The sequence below is a fragment of the Sphingobacterium corticibacter genome (genome assembly GCF_003076635.1).
GTDB classification, from domain to species: domain Bacteria; phylum Bacteroidota; class Bacteroidia; order Sphingobacteriales; family Sphingobacteriaceae; genus Sphingobacterium; species Sphingobacterium corticibacter.
This window is the reverse complement of the sequence record NZ_QDKG01000005.1, coordinates 90,403-110,243: the sequence shown is the minus strand read 5'-3', so window position 1 is coordinate 110,243 and position 19,841 is coordinate 90,403. Positions and strand designations below refer to the sequence as shown.

Sequence of the window (19,841 nt, the reverse complement as noted above, 5' to 3'; positions counted from 1 at the left end):
TGCGGTCGTGCAAGATCCGCAAAAGATATAGCGGATAGCCCGACCCGTCTGCATTTCTTCGATAGCCTGGGCATGGGGGTAAAATGCAGACGGTGTCACGCCCAAACCCTACTTTTCGTCTTGATCGTCCATTTTCTTGATAAGTTCCTCCCGAAGCGCATCAAGGAATTTTGTCCGGTTCATCTTCCGGTTTCTCAACTCCAAATAGGTCTGATAGAAATTGCCTAAATCCACATTAAACGTACTTTCAAAATACTTGGCTATTAATCTTATATCAGCATTACCATGTTCAAAAACACCTTGTGAATATAAAGCGTAAATCAATTCTGTTAATGCTGTTTTGCTGGCTGTCCATTGTAATTTCATTTTTGGCTCATTAACGATGTCAATTTCATTAATAATTCTTAGTTGATTTTCAAGAAAAATTTGAATTAGATCGTTTGCTATAATTTTTGCTACTTTGAAATCATGTGAGGTAGAAAAGTTATGATCTGCTTCGAAATAATATGAATCGAGACCTAGCTTAATCTCATGTTTGCCTCTTACAAAATATTTATGATCTAGGTATGTGCTGTTTGTTCTGTAATATTTATAAAAATCAAGATTGTTATCATAGAATCTTTTGAGCTTTGACAACTCATTATTGATGTATTGTTCGATAACATTTTTTGTACCATAAGGCTTTTTAACCTCTATTTTATAGATAGCATTGTAGAAGATGATTTTTGCAATAAATTTAGGTTTCAGATTTTTGAAAAAATAGATTTCTTCATCTTCGTTTTTAAAATCATTTTTAATAACATACTGCTTTAAAATAGCTAAATGTTTAAATATTAGCGTAATTGCTTTCTCTGAAGACGATATGTCAATGTTTTCGTTTAAGGAGTTTTCATTTATGTCTTCCTCCAATTTATTTAGTTGATCGAAACAAAATCTTTTCATATTTTTTTAATAAATTGAATAAAAAAGCTTCGTAGTAATAGACAAACACTCCTTAATCAATTTAATCCAGCTCTATATTCGCTCGGGCGTTGGTTAGTTTTCTTCTTAAATAATTTACTAAATGACTGAGAATGTTCAAAACCTAATTCATAGGATATTTCACTGATGGTTTTGTTGGTTGTCAGGAGCTTGTCTTTTGCCAAATCTATAATTCTGTCATGGATATATTGCTGCGTGTTTTTACTTGTTAGGCTCTTCAATAAATCACTCAGGTAACTGGGGGTCATGTGTAGCGCTTCTGCCAAGAAACTCACTGTAGGTAAACCCTTTTCTGAAATGTCGTCTTCGTCAAAATATTCATTCAAAATCGAGTCCAGTCTGTCGACCAAATCATGATGGTTCGGCTTACGAGTAAGAAATTGTCGGTTATAAAAACGTTGGGCATACGTCAGTAATAATTCGATTTGTGAGATGACCACATCTTGGCTACTCGCATCGATTCTGCTATTTAGTTCTTCTTCAATATTTCTAAATAGAGAAAGTACCAGCTCTTTTTCTTTGACCGATAGATGAAGGGATTCATGGACCGAATAAGAGAAAAAATGATATTGCCGTATTTTCTTCGCAAGCGGATATCCTACCAAATAATCCGGATCTATCAACAAAATAATCTGAGGTTGCATCAGTTTAGGAGCCGGCATATTGTTTTCTGAGTGAGACTGATCCTTTAGAGACGAAATTAGCTGTTGAGGTGACGCAAAGAACATACCGCCTTCCCGAAAATCGAACTTTGTTCGTCCGTACCGCATACTTCCTCCTGAATGGGGGTGGTAAACGATCTTATAGAAACTTAGCACGTGTGATTTGTTGGGCACATTGCCAACCAAAGGCTTGTCGATACCGTTCAATATGGTCACCAATGGATGTTGTGGTTTAGGCAGTTTTGCATATTCCATTACATCAGACAAGGTGTGGAAATACTGGTGTTTATATTTACTATTCTTCTCTGTCATAACTTTAATGATGAGCTAATTTATAAATTTTATGCTGTCCTGATGTTTTAGAACAGCATAAATGGTAGCAAACTATATTATTTATTGTGCGGATTCCGAGATACTTTCCCATGCTTTCCAGATTTCTAGGCGTTGTTGGTACACCTTTTCTATATATGGTAGATTTCCTTTACCCAAAAGTAAACGTAATGGAGGATGCTCAGCATCGACTACAGCAAAGATAGCTTCAGAAGTAGCGTTGGGATTACCACGTTCCATTGCTTTCATATTGACAGAAATTGTGTCTTTCAGATTGTCGTAGGCCTCTATTTTCTTGCTAGCTATACGTAGGGAATTCTTGCTACCAAATTCTGTCGCATAAGCTCCGGGCTCAATGATCGTTACGTGAATACCAAAGGCTTCGATCTCTTTCTGCAAACTTTCATAAATGGCCTCAAAAGCCCATTTGGAAGAGCTATAATATCCTATTACGGGTAAACTGTAATGCCCGACGGCACTGGATGTTCCCAAAATATGTCCGTATCCTTGTTTGCGAAGAATTGGTATAGTAGACTGTAGAACATTCACTGCTCCAATAATATTAGTCTCATACATCGCACGGACTTCATCAGGTGTACATTCTTCTATAGTGCCAATCAAGGAATAGCCTGCATTATTAAAAACGACATCTAATCTTCCGAAATAATCAACTGCCGCTTGGACAGCCTTTCTGACCTGTTCGGGATTGGTTACATCAACCTCCAACGTCAATATCTGATCTCCATATTTGTCTTTAAGATCACCTAGTGTAACCACATTTCTTGCAGTTGCCACAACTTTATCACCGCGTTTTAGAACCGCTTCTGTCCAGACTCTGCCAAATCCCCTTGAGGTGCCGGTAATGAACCATACTTTGTCCTGTTCTTCTTCCATTATCATATCTTTTAATGTTAAAGGACAAAGGTTCATATTTTCGGCCTTGCTGTCTGTAGCCATTTTCCTTTTAATTGTAGCCAATTCGAAGATGTCTATCCTTCAAGCAAAAGATGGTCTATGGTTTTAGACCTTAACGCTTCCTTTTTTTAGCAGTATATTTTTTTATAAAGCATCTCCGGTCACTATTTTTTGCATTTGATTAAGTAAAAAGGGTAGTTCTCAATGATTGTTTCAATTTGTACGAGTCCATATTCCTCAAATTCGTTTTGAATTGATTTTTCATCGTAAAAAAACATATTGACCCCTCCAAACTGTTCATACCTGTCTATACTGATTAACCTTCCTTGACCATAAGTTTTAGCATCTTTGGTAATGGCTGTGAAAAACATATAACCACCATCCTCCAGTTGGTTATAGCAGTCTTGAATGAACTTATTTCTTTGGTTCTCATCTAATAGATGAATTAATGCGTGAGAAAATACGGCATCATATTTCTTGTTATCAAACGGCATGTCCGTCACCGAACCGTGGTGGATTTCTATTGATTTACCATAATGCTTTATTGCCAATTCTATGGCTTTTCCAGAAATCTCAATACCGGTCACTATCATTCCTTTGCTGAGGAAAGGCTGCGCATTTCGACCATAACCAATCCCGGGTATTAGTATTTTTTGAAACTCCATTTCTGCAAATGCTGTAGCGGATAAAACAGCAGTGGTTGTGGGTTGTAATCCCCACATTTCCTGCTTGCTTTTAAAGGCTTCTTCCCAAAATTCATTCATAGACTTCTTTCATTTAGTTTTAGGTGAGGTAAAATTGTATCTGTCAACTCCTTTACAGCGACAAAAAGTGTTCGTCCGTTAGTTCTTTATTAACCATTGCCCCGGTCATATTTCCTGCTGACACAGCATTAGCCACTGATCGCATCATAGCCGTATTATCTCCACAGGCATAGATTCCTTCTACCGTTGTCTTATAAAAACCATCTACCTTAATGTGACCAAAATCGGTCAGCTCGCATCCCAAAGAGATAGGAAGTTCACAATGCTGTTCAAATGGCACGACCGCATAAAGAGCCTCAAAATCATGCTGACTTCCATCTTTAAATAGAACGGCTTTAATAGCTCCGTTTTCGTGAATAATTTCGTTTACCTCGTTTTCAATAACTGAAATCTGATGCCTTGTTAAGAGATCAAATTGTTCGGTAGTGAAATCCGCTTTACCGTTCGTGATAATCGTGAGATCATCAGTTAGATTACGGATCATCGGTGACAAATGAAAAGCTCGCTCTCCATTTGCCAAAAGGCCTGTTTTCATGTTTCGAACTTCATAGCCGTGGCAATAAGGGCAATGGATGACTGATATTCCCCAACATTCAGAAAAACCTTTAATATCCGGCATGATATCCTTTATCCCTGTAGCAAAAACCAATTTCTTTGCTGTAAACTTTTTACCTCTATCCGTAACCACTTCAAAACCTTTTTCCGTTTTCGTTCCGCTCACGACAAGTGCGTTATGATATTTTACCGTTTCATAGTTCAAAACCTGTGCTTTGCCTTTCGCTGCGATAACGTCGGGTTTCTCTCCGTCCTGCGTTATGAAATTATGAGAATGTGGTGTTTGTTTATTACACGGAGAGCCGCTATCAATGATTAATACGTTTCTTAACGAACGTCCTAATGACATCGCCGCCGATAAACCTGCGTAACTTCCGCCTACAATGATGACGTCGAATGTTGATTGTTGTTCCATAGTATTATTTTTTGTGAATGAAAGAAAAGGAAATAAGAAGATTCCTGCTACAGACAAGCTCCCTAATGAGATAAATTCAGATCTCGTTAATAGTCCCGAATCCTTATGTGAATTAGTTTTTAAATTGTTATCCATCGAGTGACTTTTTATCAGATTCTACTAAAGCTGAAAATTCTTTTTTTGACCCGTTTTGAGGGCCTTTAAACAGTATGAATAGCAAGAGTGCTGCCATAATAACGACACCTGCCCACATCGCTTGTTGCCAACCTGAAACAAAAGATTCTCTTGCAAAACGCACCAATATTTCCTCCTTATCTCCCATACTTGGAGCTATTGCCTGTGCGTGTGCAAGTCCTTCTTTGGCAGTAGCAATTACATCATGGGAAAAATCTTGCAGTTTTGTTGCCACCGACCTACTGTATCCGGCGGTTACCAATGGCCCCAGTAATGCTACTCCCAAGGCTGTTCCTAATTCTCTCGTAATATCGTTCAAAGCAGAAGCGATGCCTTGCCGGTCAGCAGGTAAAGAAGAGGTAATGGCTTCTGTAGAAGGTGTCATAGAGAACCCCATACCCAAGCCCATGATCACTAAACCGGGTAATACGGATAAGTATCCTGTCTCAACAGAAACGAATATAACCATCAGCATCGCTCCGATACCCCCTAACGCAATACCCAAAGCCATCGTGTATTTACTACCTATCCGAAGTGCCAACTTGGGAGCCAGACCCGAACTGATCATCATCAAGATTGCAATCGGCATCATGCCCAATGTAGAACGCAGACCGGACCACCCCAATACACCTTGAAAAAACGGGAACAGTACAATGAACAGACCTGCCTGAACTCCGAATACCGTAAGTAGCGAGATAGATCCACTTGCGAGACTTCTTTCCCTGAATAACCTGATATCCAGCAAGGGTGCACTGTGGTTTATTTCCCAGAGTATAAATCCAACAATACCCGCTATTCCGATAATCAAACTTACCAAGACTATTGGTGCATCCCATCCCAATGATGGAGCTTCATGTAAAGCATAGATGATACCCACAGTAGCTAATATGGAAAGTAGTGACCCTGCAAAATCAAATCGGTGACTGCTTTTTTCTGCCGAATTGGGCACAAAACGAATACTCATCACAATGGACACTATCGCGAGAACGACAGGTAAAAGGAATAACCATCTCCAGTTGGCAACGTCGACCAGCAATGCGGAGAGATACATGCCTAAGATACCACCTCCACCGGCAACACCAGTCCAGATTCCTATGGCTTTGGAGCGCTCTTCTTTTGGAAAAGTGGAGGTAATGACGGCAAGTGTTACAGGCATAATCATTGCCGCTCCAATTCCTGTAAGCAGCCGTGCTGCCAACATCATCGTAGAATTTGTGGATATTCCTGATAATGCGCTGGCTACCCCGAAGATAACCAGTCCGATAAGGAGCATTTTTTTTCGCCCTTTGCGGTCTCCGAGAGCACCCAAAGGCAATAATAAAGCTGCCAGTGTAAGGGTATAGATATTGATCATCCATAATACAGTATTTTGTGAGGCCCCAAATTCAATAGCCAACATAGGTTGCGCTACATTCAGTCCGCTTACAGATGCAATGACTGCCATTAGTGCGATACACACGGCAATCAGTATTTTTCGCAATTGAGCCGGTGTTTTTTTAGTATCTGGTTCAGATGCTGTATTTTCAATTTTGTTGATATTCATTTTTGTTTGTTTTCTGTTGGTTTATTTGTTTTTTCAACCATTTCAATCAGGGGCTGATCCAGATTTACTTCGTTGATTAACCGTTTGACATCTTTCCGTTTGACATCGCCCTTTATCAGATCAACGAGCAGATAGATGGAAGGAACGACGAACAAGGTGAGCAGCATGGAGCTTGTCAAGCCGCCGATCAATACCCAAGCTAAACCGTTCTTCCATTCCGCTCCCGCACCTGACGATAAAGCAATCGGGAGCATCCCGAAGATCATGGCGAGCGTGGTCATCAAAATAGGACGTAACCTTGCTTTGCCGCTCATAATTAATGCTTCGACGGTATTCTTACCGCTGGCTTTTAGCTGATTGGCAAAGTCTACGATCAGTATCCCGTTTTTGGCGACCAAGCCGACCAGCATAATCATGCCCAGTATGGAAAAGAAATTGAGCGTGTGCATCGTTAGCGCTAATGCCAGCAACGCACCGATGATAGCCACCGGAATAGAAAAGAAAACCACGAACGGATAGACAAATGAATTGTATAGCATCACCATAATAAGGTACACCAGCAATATGGAAGCGATCAACGCAAGGCCGAGGTTAGCGAATGTTTCTTTCATGTATTTCATTTCGCCTTCAGCATCGATATGGATGTCTTTGCCAAATTGAGCTTCACCGATAAATTGATCCAGCTCTTCGGTGATCACACTTGGCGTAACCCCCAAAACCTGAGAAGAGACCGTCACAGAAGCCATTCTGTCTTTCCTGTCCAGTTGTTTGGAAGCCATCCCATAGTTGAATAAAGCGAACTGCTCTAATTGTATGGATTGCCCTTCGGTATTGACAAACGAAAGTTTACGGAGACTTTCTTCATTCCTTCTGTCGAATCGGTCGTAGCCGATTTCGATGTCGTATTCCTTTTGCTGATCCCCGAATTTCATATCGGTATTTCCACTGAATGCGATGTTCATCGTCATTCCGACGGCATCCATCGTGAGTCCCAGATTGGCCATTTTGTCCCGATCTATTGTGACCTGCAACTCTGTGCTTCCCCTTTCTACGGACAGTTTTACATCGGATGTTCCTTTAATAGATTTAAGCTTATCGGATATCGCTTCCGCAGCGGCATAGATCTTATCGGGATCATTGCCGGATACGACAACAGAGATCGGGGCTTCGTTGGACGTTCCCATCATATTCATAATGGCGGAATTTACCTTTACACCCGGTAGGATTTTTTCTAATTCCAGTTTGGTATAATGGGCAAATACATCAGACGACACGGCTCTTTCTTCCTTGGAAACTAATTTTACGTTGATTTCGGCTCTGTTTTGTGTATTTCTACTTCCGCCCATAGAACCGGAACTGGTTCCGATACTGGAGTACACGTTTACAACCTCGGGTTTGCTGAATAAGATGGTTTCGACTTTCTTTACCGTTTCATTGGTATTTAGAAGTGTAGCACTTTGGGGTAATTCCAAATTGATCAATACTTCACCTTTGTCGCCGTCGCTGGCAAATTCTCCTCCAATAAAACCCGCACCTACCAGCATAAACGAAGCGATAATCAACCCAAAAGAACCGCCCAGTATCCATCTTTTCTTTGTCAATCCGCTGGCTAACATTTTGCCATAACTGTTGGTCAGTTTTGTTAGTCCTTTCTCGAACGCCTGTAAAATCTTTCCAAATAGTGTTTTACTGGAGGGATGTTCAATTTTCGCCAGTCGGGAAGCCAGTAAGGGCGTGAGCGTAAAGGATACAAATAAGCTCATTAACGTAGCAATAACGATAACCATGGAGTATTGCCCAAGCATATTGGAAATAATGCCGCCCACCATAGTTAATGGTAAGAACACGATCACATCCACAAAGGTGATAGCCATGGCGGTAAATCCAATTTCCTTTCGCCCATCAATAGCGGCACTTACTTTATCCTTGCCTTTTTCAAGATGACGGTATATGTTTTCCAGTACGACGATGCTGTCATCCACCAGAATACCGATGACCAGCGATATCGCCATTAACGTCAGGATATTCATGGTATAACCCAACAAATTCATGGCGATGAACACCGACAGCAACGATGCAGGAATCGATACCATAACGATAAGCGAATTCCGAAGACTGTGGAGGAATAATAACATCACGGCGGCCACGATCACTATGGCCAGAAAAAAATCAAACATGACCAGATCAGCGGCTTCCATGGTAAACTCGGAACTGTCGTTGGCAATGTCAAACTTTATTTCTTGTGCGGCATAGCTCTCTTCTATTTCTTTCAGGATAGCCTTGACGTGGTCAGCGACTTCGACAGCATTGGCATCACGTTGTTTGATTAACTGTATACCAATAGAGTTTTTACCGTCAATTCTGTTAAATGTGGTAATATCTTTCACACCATCCAAAACATCTGCTACGTCCGACAGTCGGATTTTAGACCCTGTAGCTAAATCATTTTTGACCACTAAATTCTTAATCTCATCAATAGACTGATATTTTCCTTTGAGCTTAATGCTTGTTTCCGATTGATCACTCGTTAGTTTTCCGGCAGGAAATTCCAGATTTGCATTAGCGATGGCTTGATTGATCTGTAATAGCGAAATATTATATTGATCTGCTTTCCTTCTGTTTACATTGATTTTTATGGCACGCTCTTCTCCACCAACCAAATCCACACGTGCCACACCGTTTACTTTAGTGATTGCCGGTTGGATTTCGTCCTTTACCAGTGCATACAATTCGGTGGGATCCATCTTGGCCGTTACGCCAAAACGCATGATGGGCATATCCGTCATGGAAAATTTTCCGATAGCAGGCGGTTTTGCCGCAGCAGGGAGATCTTGAAGCACTCCATTAATTTTTCGTTGACCATCCTGCATCGCCTGCTCTACGTCTGAATCCACTTTGAGCTGAACAGTCACCGAGGATACGCCGTCCAGAGAAGTTGATTTTATCGCATCGATATTGTCGATATCTGAAATAGCATCTTCAATTTTCTTGGTAATTGCGGTTTCGACTTCACTTGGTGATGCACCCGGATATACGGTTGTAATGCTGAACATGGACATCGACATGTCCGGTGTCAGTTCGTAGTTTAACTTGGAATAGCTTATGATCCCCAGAAAGGTGAGCGCTATAAAAATGACCAGAATAAAAGATGGCCGTTTTATGGATAGTTCTGTTATATGCATGGTTGTATTATTCTTTTTGTCATATTATTTAATCACTTCTACTGTTGAACCATCACTAATATTTAATTGACCGGTTACTATTATACTGTCCGTTTGGGAAAGTCCTGCCAATACCACAACATGATCTCCCTGTACCTGTCCGGTTGTTATTTTTGTTAGCACGGCTTTTTCTCCTTTGAGAATATATACCTGCGGATCCTGTAAACTGCCCACAATAGCTTTCACGGGTATCATCATAGCTTTTTGAATATCATCGTTGTGAATGATAGCTGTACCACTCATCCCAGCTTTCAAAGGATTATGTACGCTGTTGGGAATCTGAATTTCTACCATAAAACTCCTGTTCGCGTCTGCTTGTGCAGCGATGTAAACCACGGTTCCTGTGATTTTAGTGTTTGGATAGAGATCCGGTACGACCTCTATTTTTTTTCCCATAGATAGTTTGATGACCTCTTTGTCCAATAGAGCGATCTGTAGCTTTAAGGAAGAGTTGTCGACAATGTCTGCCAAGACTGTTCCTGGACTCAGATAGCTTCCAGACTGTACATATGATTTGTGGACTGTTCCTGAGATTGGCGCGTCGATAGCAGTCGACTTTTTTATAGAATTGATGGTGTTTAATCTTGCTTCGGCAGAATTGACGGCTAAGCGTTGCTCTTCCACTTCCCGGCTGGTGACGGCATTTGATGCAAGCATACTTTCCATCTTTGAAAGATCTGATTTTGCTTTTTGAAGCGTTTCTAAAGCCAACTGCCTATCTATTGTATTTTGCTGTCTCTCTATGTTTTCTGTCTCGTTATAAACAGACACTATGTTTTGTCCTTTATGAATCATCGATCCGTCTTTTAATGTAGTGGCTGTTATTCGACCGGAAATATCTGATGTCAATGTCATGGAGTTCACTGGGATAAAAAACCCACTTGAGCTATAAGTTCCTGTTAGTGATTGATATTCTGGGGAGATTATCGTCACTGGAAACACCAATGTTTTGGTACTTCCAATTTCAGCCTTGGCATCCAGTTTATTTTTATTGCTACTGAGTGTAAAAGCGATAACGAGTAGGAATCCTGTAATGATCAGGATAGGAGTGATATATGTTTTTATTCGTTTCATCTGTCTATTGAGTTGATTGCTGTTTTAAAATGTTTTCTATATTTCCGGTTACCTTGAGGAGTTCTAATTCTGCTGACTGAACTTCTAATATGGCTCTTAAAAAAGCAGTCTGCGTTTCTTTAATTTCTGTATTTGCATCCAGTAAATCTTTTAAAGGGGTATAGCCGTTTTTAAACTGTACATAGGTAATCGCATACACTTCCTCTGCTAAGTCCATACTTTCTTTTGTTGTAGCCATGTTAGATTGACTAATGGTCAATTTTGTCGTCGCATTCTTCACATCTTTATCCAGTGCTTGTTGTTGCATTTTGATATCGAGGCTGTTTTGGTGTTGTTCCAGTTGTAACTGTTTTACTCTTGAGGCCTTGTAGTTCCCGTCAAAAATGGGAATAGAGAGGTTGAGGCTTGCCAGTGAGTTGGGATACCAATTGGTGTTGGTGCGGAAGATATTCGGATTATTCTGCTGTGCCAATGTTCCATATCTAAAGTTAAATGAGAGCTTAGGTAGATAAGATTGCTTCATTTGTCTTAGATGTAATGCGGTAAACTCATCTTGTGCAGCAAGCAATTCGAGGTCTATGGATCTCACCATTAAATCTTCTCGGAGTAATCTTCCAGAAGGCAATAATTCGGAACGTATTTCGATGTGGATGGTTTCCTCTAAGGGATAGGCCATTGTATATTTTAGGAGGGTAATACTCTGCTCGTACTCCATTTCAGCATTCTGAAGCCGTGTTTGCAGGTTTGTCCTCTCCAGTTGCAGACGTTTTAAGTCAACAGGAATGGAAAATCCGTTCTGAACCTGTGATTCCATACTGGCAATCAGTGTATCTATTTTTAATATATTTCCCTTAATATCATCCTGTTGCAGAAGAGCAACCTGAGATATGTTGTAAGCAGTAGCAATATCATAGATAATCAGTTCAATTGTTTTCTGCTTATTCAACAGACTGATCCTGCTGTTTTGTCTAGCAATCTTCTGTCCGGTGATCTTTTCGAAATCGATTATCGTCTGGGTCAAATCTATATTAGCGGACGCATTATATTTTGTTCCAAACTGAACTGCCTGATCCCGTCCCGGCTGTCCGATAAATTCTCCGGGAATAATTTGTGTGATGAGTTTCAGATTATTTGTATAGGCGGCATCGGCTATAATTTGGGGTAAGTAACCAGAAAGTTCTTCTCTGAATTTTTGATTGTATATCTCCAACTCATAATCGGATTTCTGAATAATAAGATGATGCTCAACGCCATATTGGACGGCTTCCCTCAGACTAAACTGATTTTCGGTATGCTGAGCGCTAATTATAAATGGAAGCAGATGCAATAGCAGTAAAATGCATGGTATAATACTTAATTTCATTTGTTTATTTTATTCAGTTTTTATTAATTAGTTCAGTTTAAAATGAACTTTTATTGCAAAAAAAATTATTGTCTATTTTCCCACTTGTGAATAGCTAGCATGATTTCCTTGTAGACAAAATCTAAAAATTCAGTAACTTCCTTTAGGTCTTTGTTAAATTGAGGAGTTTTAGAGGTTCTGGCTTTAAGGATTTCTTTTAGGATGATATTCAAATCGTCAAATTTTTCAAAATTCTCTTTTGTCATCTGCGTCCAGTTGTTCATTTTACAACGGAAATAACGTTTCTTATCGCCCAGCTTGGTTATGTATTCGATATGATGGGTCATCATCAACCTGTTCAATGCATTACTTGTGCCGCCCTTACTTAAATTCAGTGTTTCCATAATTTCATCAAAGGTCAATTCCACCTTGTCTGCCACCAAGAAAAGACCCCATACCCGACACTCAGCCGGAGGTAGGCCATACTTCTCGTTTAATACGCCGAATTCTTCTATGAGTTCCTTTTGCTTTTCTGTCAGGACCATCTTAAAAATAATTATGTGTTCATAAATATGTTGCAAAGATAAGTAAGTTTTTTTAGTTCACAAAATACTGAACTTAATTTTTATTATAGACTAGGGTGTTCTCCACTTAGCAACTTAATCTCTCCACATATTCTATCTGCGTATTTCATATCTAGCTTGTATCTTATGTGAATTTTCGTTGTCTAGATCATTATAGTCGATAGGAGTGGATAGAATTGGTACCTTTACAAGGCAATTTTTTTCCTTATCCTACTTAGCGTTTCTGGTTGAATACCCAGATAGCTTGCCAAATAATGTTGCGGAATTTCTGCGATAAGCTGCGGTCGCTCTTTAAACAAGTTCAAATAACGTTCTGTAGGTGTATCATATATAAACGATACTTGACGGGCTATCAGATCATTCAGCATGAATTCAAACATTCTGTAAAAAGCCTTCAGAAGATCTGGGTTTTCAAAAGCTATCTGGACAGCTTCTTCATAATTGGCTTCATAGCATTGCGTTTCCCTAAGTGCTTGCATGTTCATTTTTGTAAGCGTATTATCCTTCACTGTTGGGAGGTCGGTCATGAGGACAGGTCCAAAGTAAAAACTTGTCGTATGTTCCACGCCTTCCTTTGGATAGTAGCCCCGCATCAAACCGTCGTGTATATAGTATAAGCTTTTTATATTGTCCCCCTCCCTATACAAGTGGTCAAGACGTTTGATAGGTACCGGAGTGAAAATTTCTGCAAATTTGTCAAATTGCTCCGCATCTAGCGGAGCAAAATAATTAAGAAAAGCTTTTAAAGTTTCTTTCATAGAGTCATTTGAATTCTGTGTGCAAGTTACTAAAATTGGAATTTATAGCCGAAATCGGGGAAAAAGCCCAGCTGATCTTTCTGGTCAATGTTATTGGTAAGTCTGTTGTACTGTCTTACGAATATATTTTTATTATCCGTAACATTTTGTAGGTCGACATAAAAATGATGAGACATTTTCTTGCGGCTACTGTTTAACTTCATGCCGAATTTGAAATCCATACGAAAATAGGGATCATATTGTTGACTAAACGCCATGTCGTCCTGCAAAACTTGGTATCCAGCATCTCGACTTGCTTCCAGATCGACGGGGGTATAGCGTCTGCCACCTGCTGTGCTAAGACGTGTGTCCATGAATAGTACATTTCCGCTTTTTCCCACCTGAAACTCTTTGCCGGCCAGCACGTTAAATACGTACCCATTGCTGAAAGGTGAATGGCGTTCTATACCGTCACTGCCTTTGTATTTTGCCTGAAATATGGATCCCGTGGCAAGTCCATACCATCCATTGGAAAGAAACTTCTCAATCGTCAATTCGAGTCCTCTTGTATGACCAGTGCCCTTGCTGACCAATCCAAATTTATCAATACTGAAACCAAAATCAGCCCCCTCAGTAAGTGAAGAGTAACTGCTTGGTGAATTCTCTACAGCGGCATTTTTGATGTCCTGATAATAAGCTTCAATTTTGGCTCTCCAACCATTGCCGGGTCGTAGGTCATATCCTACGACATAGTGATCGCTGCGTACTAGATCCAGATTTCGGTTTGGCTGGATAGGACTGCCATTGACATGTTGGGTAAGAAACAAAAGAGGTGCTGCTACATTTTGATGGTGCATGCCGTAACCTGCATTGAAGCTATGTATCGGGGTTAGATTCCATGTTAAGGAAGCACGAGGCTCGAAAACAAATGCCTCATTCAACGAAAAGTACTGCCCATGGATTCCGCCATTCAGCGTGAAACTTTCCGAAAGCCGATATTGTCCTTGTACAAATGGTTGAAAAATAGTGTATCTATCGTCTGTATCCATCAGTTGGACATAATCTGGATATCCGTCTCCATCGGTATCGACCTGTTGGTCTCTTGTATAGAACTCGCCGCGAAGACCATATTGCTCTAACATAATTCCTCCACGTACCGTGAGATTACTGCTGTATCTTGCATTGTAAACTGATGATAAGGTAATTCGCGATTCGTCATTGTCGACATAGCGATACGGGAGAGGGGTTGCATCAGGCGTGCCGTAGTCGAAAACACGTTCTAATTCTACTTTTTCTTTACTTGACGACGTTCCGACAACTGTTTTGATGGAGGAGTAATCGTTCAGTGCTATTAAATGCTTTAAACCCAATACGCCAAATCTTGACGTGATATCCATATCTTCATCTTCTGCTCCGAAAAGATCTTCATTTTTCTCTCTGTCGACCTTTGCACCTCGAAAACTTATTTTTGATGTTCCTGAAATTCCAAAAAGGGAAAAACGCCCAGCTTTGCCTTCTCCAAAATCAAGGTTGAAAGACAGATCTCCATAATTAGGTATGGCACCGCCAGTGCCACCTGCCCCAAATAAGCCAGCTAACCCATAACGGGCATTCAATAGGAATGATCCTTTCTTGCCCATCGGACCTTCTATCATGGCTTCTCCACCACTGAATGCACCTGCTGCAATGGTGTATTCGTAATCTGTATCATTACCTGTTCGCAATCCAATATCAAAAACACCTCCTATAGCATTACCGTATTCCGCAGGAAATGCGGAGGTTATAAAATCGGAATTTGCCATGACATTAGCGTTCAATGCGGATACCGGACTTCCCGTAGTACCCAGTGAACTAAAGTGGTTAGGATTAGATACCGGAATGCCCTCTATACGCCACAATAAGCCGGTAGGGGAATTACCACGGACGACAATATCATTGCGGCTGTCATCTGGTGCTGATACACCTGCAAAATTGGTCGCAAGCCGGGCAACATCACTGCGACCTCCTGCATATCTTGTGATCTCTTCGACACTCACCTGACGGGCACTCACTGCCGCTAGTTTGTTTAAAGCACGATCTTTTCGAGGGCCAACAGAAATAACAACCTCATCCAATGTATTAAAGCTTTCGGTCATGCGTACATCTATTGGTACATCTTTTCCACTGATGACATCAATGTTTGGTAAAATGACCTCATCATAACCTATATAAGAAATGCTTAGGGTTAAGCGGCCAACAGGTAAATTGTTTAATTTGTAGCGTCCATCTTTATCTGATACAGCAGATAAAGTAGTATCTCCCATATAGACGATAGTTGCTCCTTCGAGAGGTCGCTCTGTGATGTTTTCCATAATTCGTCCACGTATAGAACCTTTCTGAGCTGACACATTAAAAGTTGCCAGTAGTAATAATGCTAATAGTATTTTATTCATTTTTTATCGTTATTATTTTACCCTGCAAATCTCGTTAGCTGAATAAAATCTCAACGTTGACTTTAGTCAAGAAAAAAAATGTATTAAAAATTGTAATTATTCATTTTTTAGAACCGACAGAGGAGGAATTCATGAGCTCTTACTGCATCAAATGCTGTAAATCTGGGTCGTTCCTAATCCTCTCCAATTCAATTTCTACAATCTGCACAACATCCGCTTTGACCTGCCTGTAATTGGCTTCGATGACCTGCTTCATATTATCGTTGCCGTGTTCATCGGCAAAGGATAATATATGCGGTATCTGCTACGATAGTACTTGTAAAAATCGATTTTGTTGTCAAAGAACCTCTTTAGCTTTTTCAGTTCTTTGTTAAGATATTTCCTTATGGGCTTTGTTCCATAAGGCTTTTTTGTTTCAATTTTGTAAATCGTATTGTAGTAAATGAGCTTGGCTACGATAACTGGTTTCTGATATTTGAAAAAGCGAATTTCCTCATTAGTATTCTTAAATCCTCTTTTCAGAACATATTCTTTTACTTCGGATAGGTATCCGATAATATAGTGGATTACCGTCTCTAACCGTCGTAAGGAGTTATCGGTATCTACTCCAATTCGGCGATGGCTATCTCTAATTCTGATATTTTCTCATTGTAAAATTTTTCCATTCAACTGTTTGTATGAGTTAATTTCATATCAAAAGCTGACCTGTCATTTCCACAGCTTAAGCTTCAAAAAGTCATAGAATTTATAATACCGACAATATTAATTTTAAACTGATTCGCCATAAATACGAAGGCAACTAATTCTTAAGATTAACCCCAAATCTTTCAAAAAAAGCTTCTTTATATACCTCACCTAATGGAATCTCATCGTCATCATCGAGATATACCGTATGATGATCGAACGAGACGATATGATTCAGGTTGATCACATAAGATTTTCCTATTCGGTGGAAGATACTACTAGGGAGTTTTAGATGTATCGTCTTTAGGTTCATTGCAGTAATTAGTTTGTTATATTTGGTATGTAACACGACATAATCCTTAAGCCCTTCAATAAATTTAATATCTGCATACATTACCTTATGAAATTTTCTATCAGCTTTTATCATCATAAATTCGGAATTGCTGGATGCCAATACGTTTTTTTGTTGATCGTTTGTGAGTAGATGATGGTATAATTTTGCTTTCGAAATAGCCTTTGATAACCTCGTCTTTATAATCGGTTTTAACAAATAATCAATCGCTTCCAATTCGTAGCTTTTTAAAGCATATTGGGGATAAGATGTAGTAAAAATAACTAGTGTATCCTTTGGAAGGCTTTCTGCAAACTCTATCCCAGATACCAAGGGCATTTCAATATCCAAAAATATCAGGTCAACTTTATGATCTTTCAGGAATAATTGCGCTGTAGGTACATTGGAAAAAGTTCCTGACAGCTCTAGGTCGGACACTTCGAGTATCAAGGTTTCCATTTCAGTTCTTGCCAAAGGCTCGTCTTCTATTACTATACAGTTCATAAGGGTATATTTAGTTTGACAGTATGGATAAATTCATCGCCAATGATTTGAAGTTGGCAATGATCACCGTAGAGGAGTTCCAGTCGGCGCCGTATGTTCGCTAGTCCGATGCCACCCGGTTTTTTGTTCATTCTATTGCTGTATACGGTATCCTTTGAATTGGTACACGTAAAGCATAACCTGTTATTTGCTTTTTCAAAATGCACGTTTACATAAGAATCTTCCAGTCCTATAGATACACTGTGTTTAATTGCATTCTCTACGAAAATGGTAAATAAATTAGGCGGTATTAGCAGGCTATTGATTTCCTTTTGAGGAATATCTGTAGTAATGGATGTAGAAAAATTTTCACGTCTGGTCTTTTCCAGTTCGATCAGATTAGTGAGGAAATCAATTTCTGACTTAAAAAAAGTTTTATCCGCCGTGTTCTCGTACAATTGGTAGCGTAAAAAATCGGATAATTTGAATATCATACTCTCAGCCTTTTCTGTGTCTGTTCGCATCGTGACTTTGATTCCATTAAGCATATTGAAAAGGAAATGCGGTGATATCTGATTGCGTAGGATATCCATCTCGATGGCTACAGAAGTGTCTTTTAATTCATTGATTTCCGTATTGTCCAACGTCCATCGCTGAAAAAGTTTAATCATCGTGGTAACTAGGATAATGGGGATCAAGGACATCAGCGCGTCATAAAACCCTGTATGGGAAGAATCTACTGACTTTTCGAAAGCTATGTCAGAGGGTACTTGCCTTAATACCCAAGAGATTGCAAGCAAGAAAACAAAGACCAGTAAGAACAGCAGAATGAAATAACCAATATAATGTCCCCTAAAAAATAGTCGAGGTACAAGGATATAAATATTTGCGTAGCTCATCATCATCATACCTGCGTACACGGTGGCAAGATGATAATATTTATGCGGACTCGGAATATCCCGTATCAAACTGGAAAACGCCAGCAACATCAATACGCCTGTCAAAAGAAACAGGTGCCTTGCCAACCTGTATCGGTTATCAACGATGAAGTGGCTTACTTTTATGTCCTGAATTCTGGGCTTGTTGCTCATCTGAAAACATTATGGATTACCTATGACAAATATAGGCTGAAAGCTTGCCATATACTTTCATTATTATACAAAATGACTTCATTTTTATACCAATAGGGTTTTCAAAAGCATTTTGTATAATTTCTAGTTGGGTTGGTATAATTTAAAAAATCGCTGTCCCGCTTATTGTTTTCTTTGTAGAAAGGTATCGAAATAAAGGATTAAATGAGCCACTCCCACATTTCGAAAAGCACCTCGAGCATATGAAGAAAATAGAAAAAATGATATGGATAGCAGTGCTGTGTTTTTTATCCTCAAATGGACGATCACAAACAGCGGATACACTATCGCAAAAGCAGAAATTTCAGGACACAACAAATATGAGACGTAATGCTTTGGATTATGCCTCTCGGCAATTCGCAATGGTTCGCCCTTTCAATGTTGAATTCAGTCAAGTGGCTCCATATAGATATACGCCAAAAAAAGATGGGAGCTCTCTTCCGGAGAGCAAGGTTTCATCCTATCATCATATAAAAGCCAATGCAAACTTGTATTTTTTAGCAAAGAAGAAGTTGATACTCGGCGCAACCTTTTCCTATCGATACACAAGTGCGGATAATGACTTTACCGTACCCTCAAGTGGTCTTGTACAAGCAGTAAAGAATGATTTTACTTACCATTCCACGTCGCTCAACTTCACGTATATTTCCAAAATATTTACTAAACCCTTCTTCGTAAATACCAGCCTCATCGTTGACGGTAGCGAAAAACATTTTGAAAGACTAAAAGGATTGGCCATTGGCACTATTGTGCTTAAAGCGGATACGCGAACGAAATTTATGGCAGGCATCTTAGTGAACGTTGACCCTAGTACTCAGCTACCTTTGTTGCCAATGATAACGTATGAGCGTAAATTTAATAATGGAATGATGCTCGATTTGATCATGCCTAGGCAGTTGCTCGTTCGGAAGCATGTGTTTGAGCGAGGCAGAATTTCGATGGGAACAGAACTAGACCGAAACGGCTTTTATCTATACAATATTAATGAGCATTTGCCTTCACAGAAATATGAATATAGACAGATTGAGCTTGATAATGGTGTGATATATGAACATCTGATTGGAGATTATCTAATTTTGACCGCCCGAACAGGTCTAAAATGGATAGCTATAAGCCGATTGTTCGAAAAAGAGAAAACGTTTAGTGCACAATGGCTAGAAACCTCTGCGAAACCGACTGCTTATTTTAATGTAGGAATTTCCTTCAATCCCTTTGCAAAGAAAATGTTAGGTAAATAGTATATTAATTGATTTAGAATGCAAAACGTAAAGATTTTCAGTACAGATATAGAAAACAGAACACAGGTAAATGATGTAAGGTCAGCCATCTGCTCGCTAGATCCCCATAGCATCGTGACCGTTGATCTTGAAGATTGCGATAAGGTGCTCAGGGTGGAGGGGAATATTACAAATTGTGAACATATAATAAGTTTACTCTCAAAGCTAGGGTTCCGTTGCGATGAGCTAGAATGAAGTGCAACATAT

At 39.7% G+C, this 19,841-nt stretch carries 16 protein-coding genes; 1 reads left to right on the top strand and 15 read right to left on the bottom strand.

Translation table 11 applies throughout. The features are described 5' to 3' along the window. Positions 1-108 precede the first annotated feature (108 nt). From DC487_RS13375 to DC487_RS13305, 15 genes are all read right to left on the bottom strand, one after another. Positions 109-942, bottom strand: coding sequence for an RteC domain-containing protein (locus DC487_RS13375; RefSeq protein ID WP_116776467.1), 834 nt, complete (start codon positions 940-942; stop codon positions 109-111). Between the two features lie 56 nt (positions 943-998). Further along, positions 999-1,955 carry a helix-turn-helix domain-containing protein gene (locus DC487_RS13370; protein WP_116776466.1) on the bottom strand — a complete coding sequence of 319 codons (957 nt, stop codon included), beginning with the start codon at positions 1,953-1,955 and terminating at the stop codon, positions 999-1,001. An 81-nt stretch (positions 1,956-2,036) separates the two neighbouring features. Beyond that, positions 2,037-2,867 carry an SDR family NAD(P)-dependent oxidoreductase gene (locus tag DC487_RS13365; protein WP_116776465.1) on the bottom strand — a complete coding sequence of 277 codons (831 nt, stop codon included), beginning with the start codon at positions 2,865-2,867 and terminating at the stop codon, positions 2,037-2,039. A gap of 185 nt (positions 2,868-3,052) precedes the next feature. Beyond that, complete coding sequence (locus tag DC487_RS13360; protein WP_116776464.1) at positions 3,053-3,652, bottom strand: class I SAM-dependent methyltransferase; 600 nt, start codon at positions 3,650-3,652, stop codon at positions 3,053-3,055. A gap of 52 nt (positions 3,653-3,704) precedes the next feature. Then, positions 3,705-4,757: an NAD(P)/FAD-dependent oxidoreductase gene (locus DC487_RS13355; RefSeq protein ID WP_116776463.1), complete on the bottom strand. Its 1,053-nt coding sequence runs from the start codon at positions 4,755-4,757 to the stop codon at positions 3,705-3,707. Further along, positions 4,750-6,339, bottom strand: coding sequence for an MFS transporter (locus DC487_RS13350; RefSeq protein ID WP_116776462.1), 1,590 nt, complete (start codon positions 6,337-6,339; stop codon positions 4,750-4,752). Before DC487_RS13350 ends, DC487_RS13355 begins: the two co-directional genes overlap by 8 nt. Beyond that, positions 6,336-9,521 (bottom strand): efflux RND transporter permease subunit, encoded by a 3,186-nt coding sequence (locus DC487_RS13345; RefSeq protein ID WP_116776461.1) that lies wholly within the window; start codon positions 9,519-9,521, stop codon positions 6,336-6,338. Before DC487_RS13345 ends, DC487_RS13350 begins: the two co-directional genes overlap by 4 nt. Before the next feature lie 24 nt (positions 9,522-9,545). Beyond that, positions 9,546-10,634: an efflux RND transporter periplasmic adaptor subunit gene (locus tag DC487_RS13340; protein ID WP_116776460.1), complete on the bottom strand. Its 1,089-nt coding sequence runs from the start codon at positions 10,632-10,634 to the stop codon at positions 9,546-9,548. 4 nt (positions 10,635-10,638) lie between these two features. After that, entirely contained in the window at positions 10,639-11,997 is a 1,359-nt protein-coding gene (locus DC487_RS13335; protein ID WP_116776459.1) for a TolC family protein, read from the bottom strand. Positions 11,998-12,062: 65 nt separating this feature from the next. Continuing rightward, a complete protein-coding gene (locus tag DC487_RS13330; RefSeq protein WP_116776458.1) occupies positions 12,063-12,521 on the bottom strand; it encodes a GbsR/MarR family transcriptional regulator in 459 nt (152 codons plus the stop codon). A 224-nt stretch (positions 12,522-12,745) separates the two neighbouring features. Continuing rightward, entirely contained in the window at positions 12,746-13,318 is a 573-nt protein-coding gene (locus tag DC487_RS13325; RefSeq protein WP_116776457.1) for a Crp/Fnr family transcriptional regulator, read from the bottom strand. A 29-nt stretch (positions 13,319-13,347) separates the two neighbouring features. Beyond that, complete coding sequence (locus DC487_RS13320; RefSeq protein WP_116776456.1) at positions 13,348-15,729, bottom strand: TonB-dependent receptor; 2,382 nt, start codon at positions 15,727-15,729, stop codon at positions 13,348-13,350. 252 nt (positions 15,730-15,981) lie between these two features. Further along, positions 15,982-16,158 (bottom strand): RteC domain-containing protein, encoded by a 177-nt coding sequence (locus DC487_RS17460; RefSeq protein WP_449441376.1) that lies wholly within the window; start codon positions 16,156-16,158, stop codon positions 15,982-15,984. A 370-nt stretch (positions 16,159-16,528) separates the two neighbouring features. Further along, complete coding sequence (locus DC487_RS13310; protein WP_116776455.1) at positions 16,529-17,248, bottom strand: LytR/AlgR family response regulator transcription factor; 720 nt, start codon at positions 17,246-17,248, stop codon at positions 16,529-16,531. Beyond that, a complete protein-coding gene (locus DC487_RS13305) occupies positions 17,245-18,318 on the bottom strand; it encodes a sensor histidine kinase (protein ID WP_116776454.1) in 1,074 nt (357 codons plus the stop codon). The genes DC487_RS13310 and DC487_RS13305 overlap by 4 nt, the downstream gene beginning before the upstream one ends. Positions 18,319-18,560: 242 nt before the next feature. Here DC487_RS13305 and DC487_RS13300 point away from each other — a divergent pair, with 242 nt between their 5' ends. Next, positions 18,561-19,595 carry a hypothetical protein gene (locus tag DC487_RS13300; RefSeq protein ID WP_116776453.1) on the top strand — a complete coding sequence of 345 codons (1,035 nt, stop codon included), beginning with the start codon at positions 18,561-18,563 and terminating at the stop codon, positions 19,593-19,595. Positions 19,596-19,841 lie beyond the last annotated feature (246 nt).

Coding starts and splice junctions, on each gene's coding strand:
- DC487_RS13375 (WP_116776467.1), bottom strand. CDS start 942: ATGAAAAGATTTTGTTTCGATCAACTAAATAAATTGGAGGAAGACATA.
- DC487_RS13370 (WP_116776466.1), bottom strand. CDS start 1,955: ATGACAGAGAAGAATAGTAAATATAAACACCAGTATTTCCACACCTTG.
- DC487_RS13365 (WP_116776465.1), bottom strand. CDS start 2,867: ATGGAAGAAGAACAGGACAAAGTATGGTTCATTACCGGCACCTCAAGG.
- DC487_RS13360 (WP_116776464.1), bottom strand. CDS start 3,652: ATGAATGAATTTTGGGAAGAAGCCTTTAAAAGCAAGCAGGAAATGTGG.
- DC487_RS13355 (WP_116776463.1), bottom strand. CDS start 4,757: ATGGATAACAATTTAAAAACTAATTCACATAAGGATTCGGGACTATTA.
- DC487_RS13350 (WP_116776462.1), bottom strand. CDS start 6,339: ATGAATATCAACAAAATTGAAAATACAGCATCTGAACCAGATACTAAA.
- DC487_RS13345 (WP_116776461.1), bottom strand. CDS start 9,521: ATGCATATAACAGAACTATCCATAAAACGGCCATCTTTTATTCTGGTC.
- DC487_RS13340 (WP_116776460.1), bottom strand. CDS start 10,634: ATGAAACGAATAAAAACATATATCACTCCTATCCTGATCATTACAGGA.
- DC487_RS13335 (WP_116776459.1), bottom strand. CDS start 11,997: ATGAAATTAAGTATTATACCATGCATTTTACTGCTATTGCATCTGCTT.
- DC487_RS13330 (WP_116776458.1), bottom strand. CDS start 12,521: ATGGTCCTGACAGAAAAGCAAAAGGAACTCATAGAAGAATTCGGCGTA.
- DC487_RS13325 (WP_116776457.1), bottom strand. CDS start 13,318: ATGAAAGAAACTTTAAAAGCTTTTCTTAATTATTTTGCTCCGCTAGAT.
- DC487_RS13320 (WP_116776456.1), bottom strand. CDS start 15,729: ATGAATAAAATACTATTAGCATTATTACTACTGGCAACTTTTAATGTG.
- DC487_RS13310 (WP_116776455.1), bottom strand. CDS start 17,248: ATGAACTGTATAGTAATAGAAGACGAGCCTTTGGCAAGAACTGAAATG.
- DC487_RS13305 (WP_116776454.1), bottom strand. CDS start 18,318: ATGAGCAACAAGCCCAGAATTCAGGACATAAAAGTAAGCCACTTCATC.
- DC487_RS13300 (WP_116776453.1), top strand. CDS start 18,561: ATGAAGAAAATAGAAAAAATGATATGGATAGCAGTGCTGTGTTTTTTA.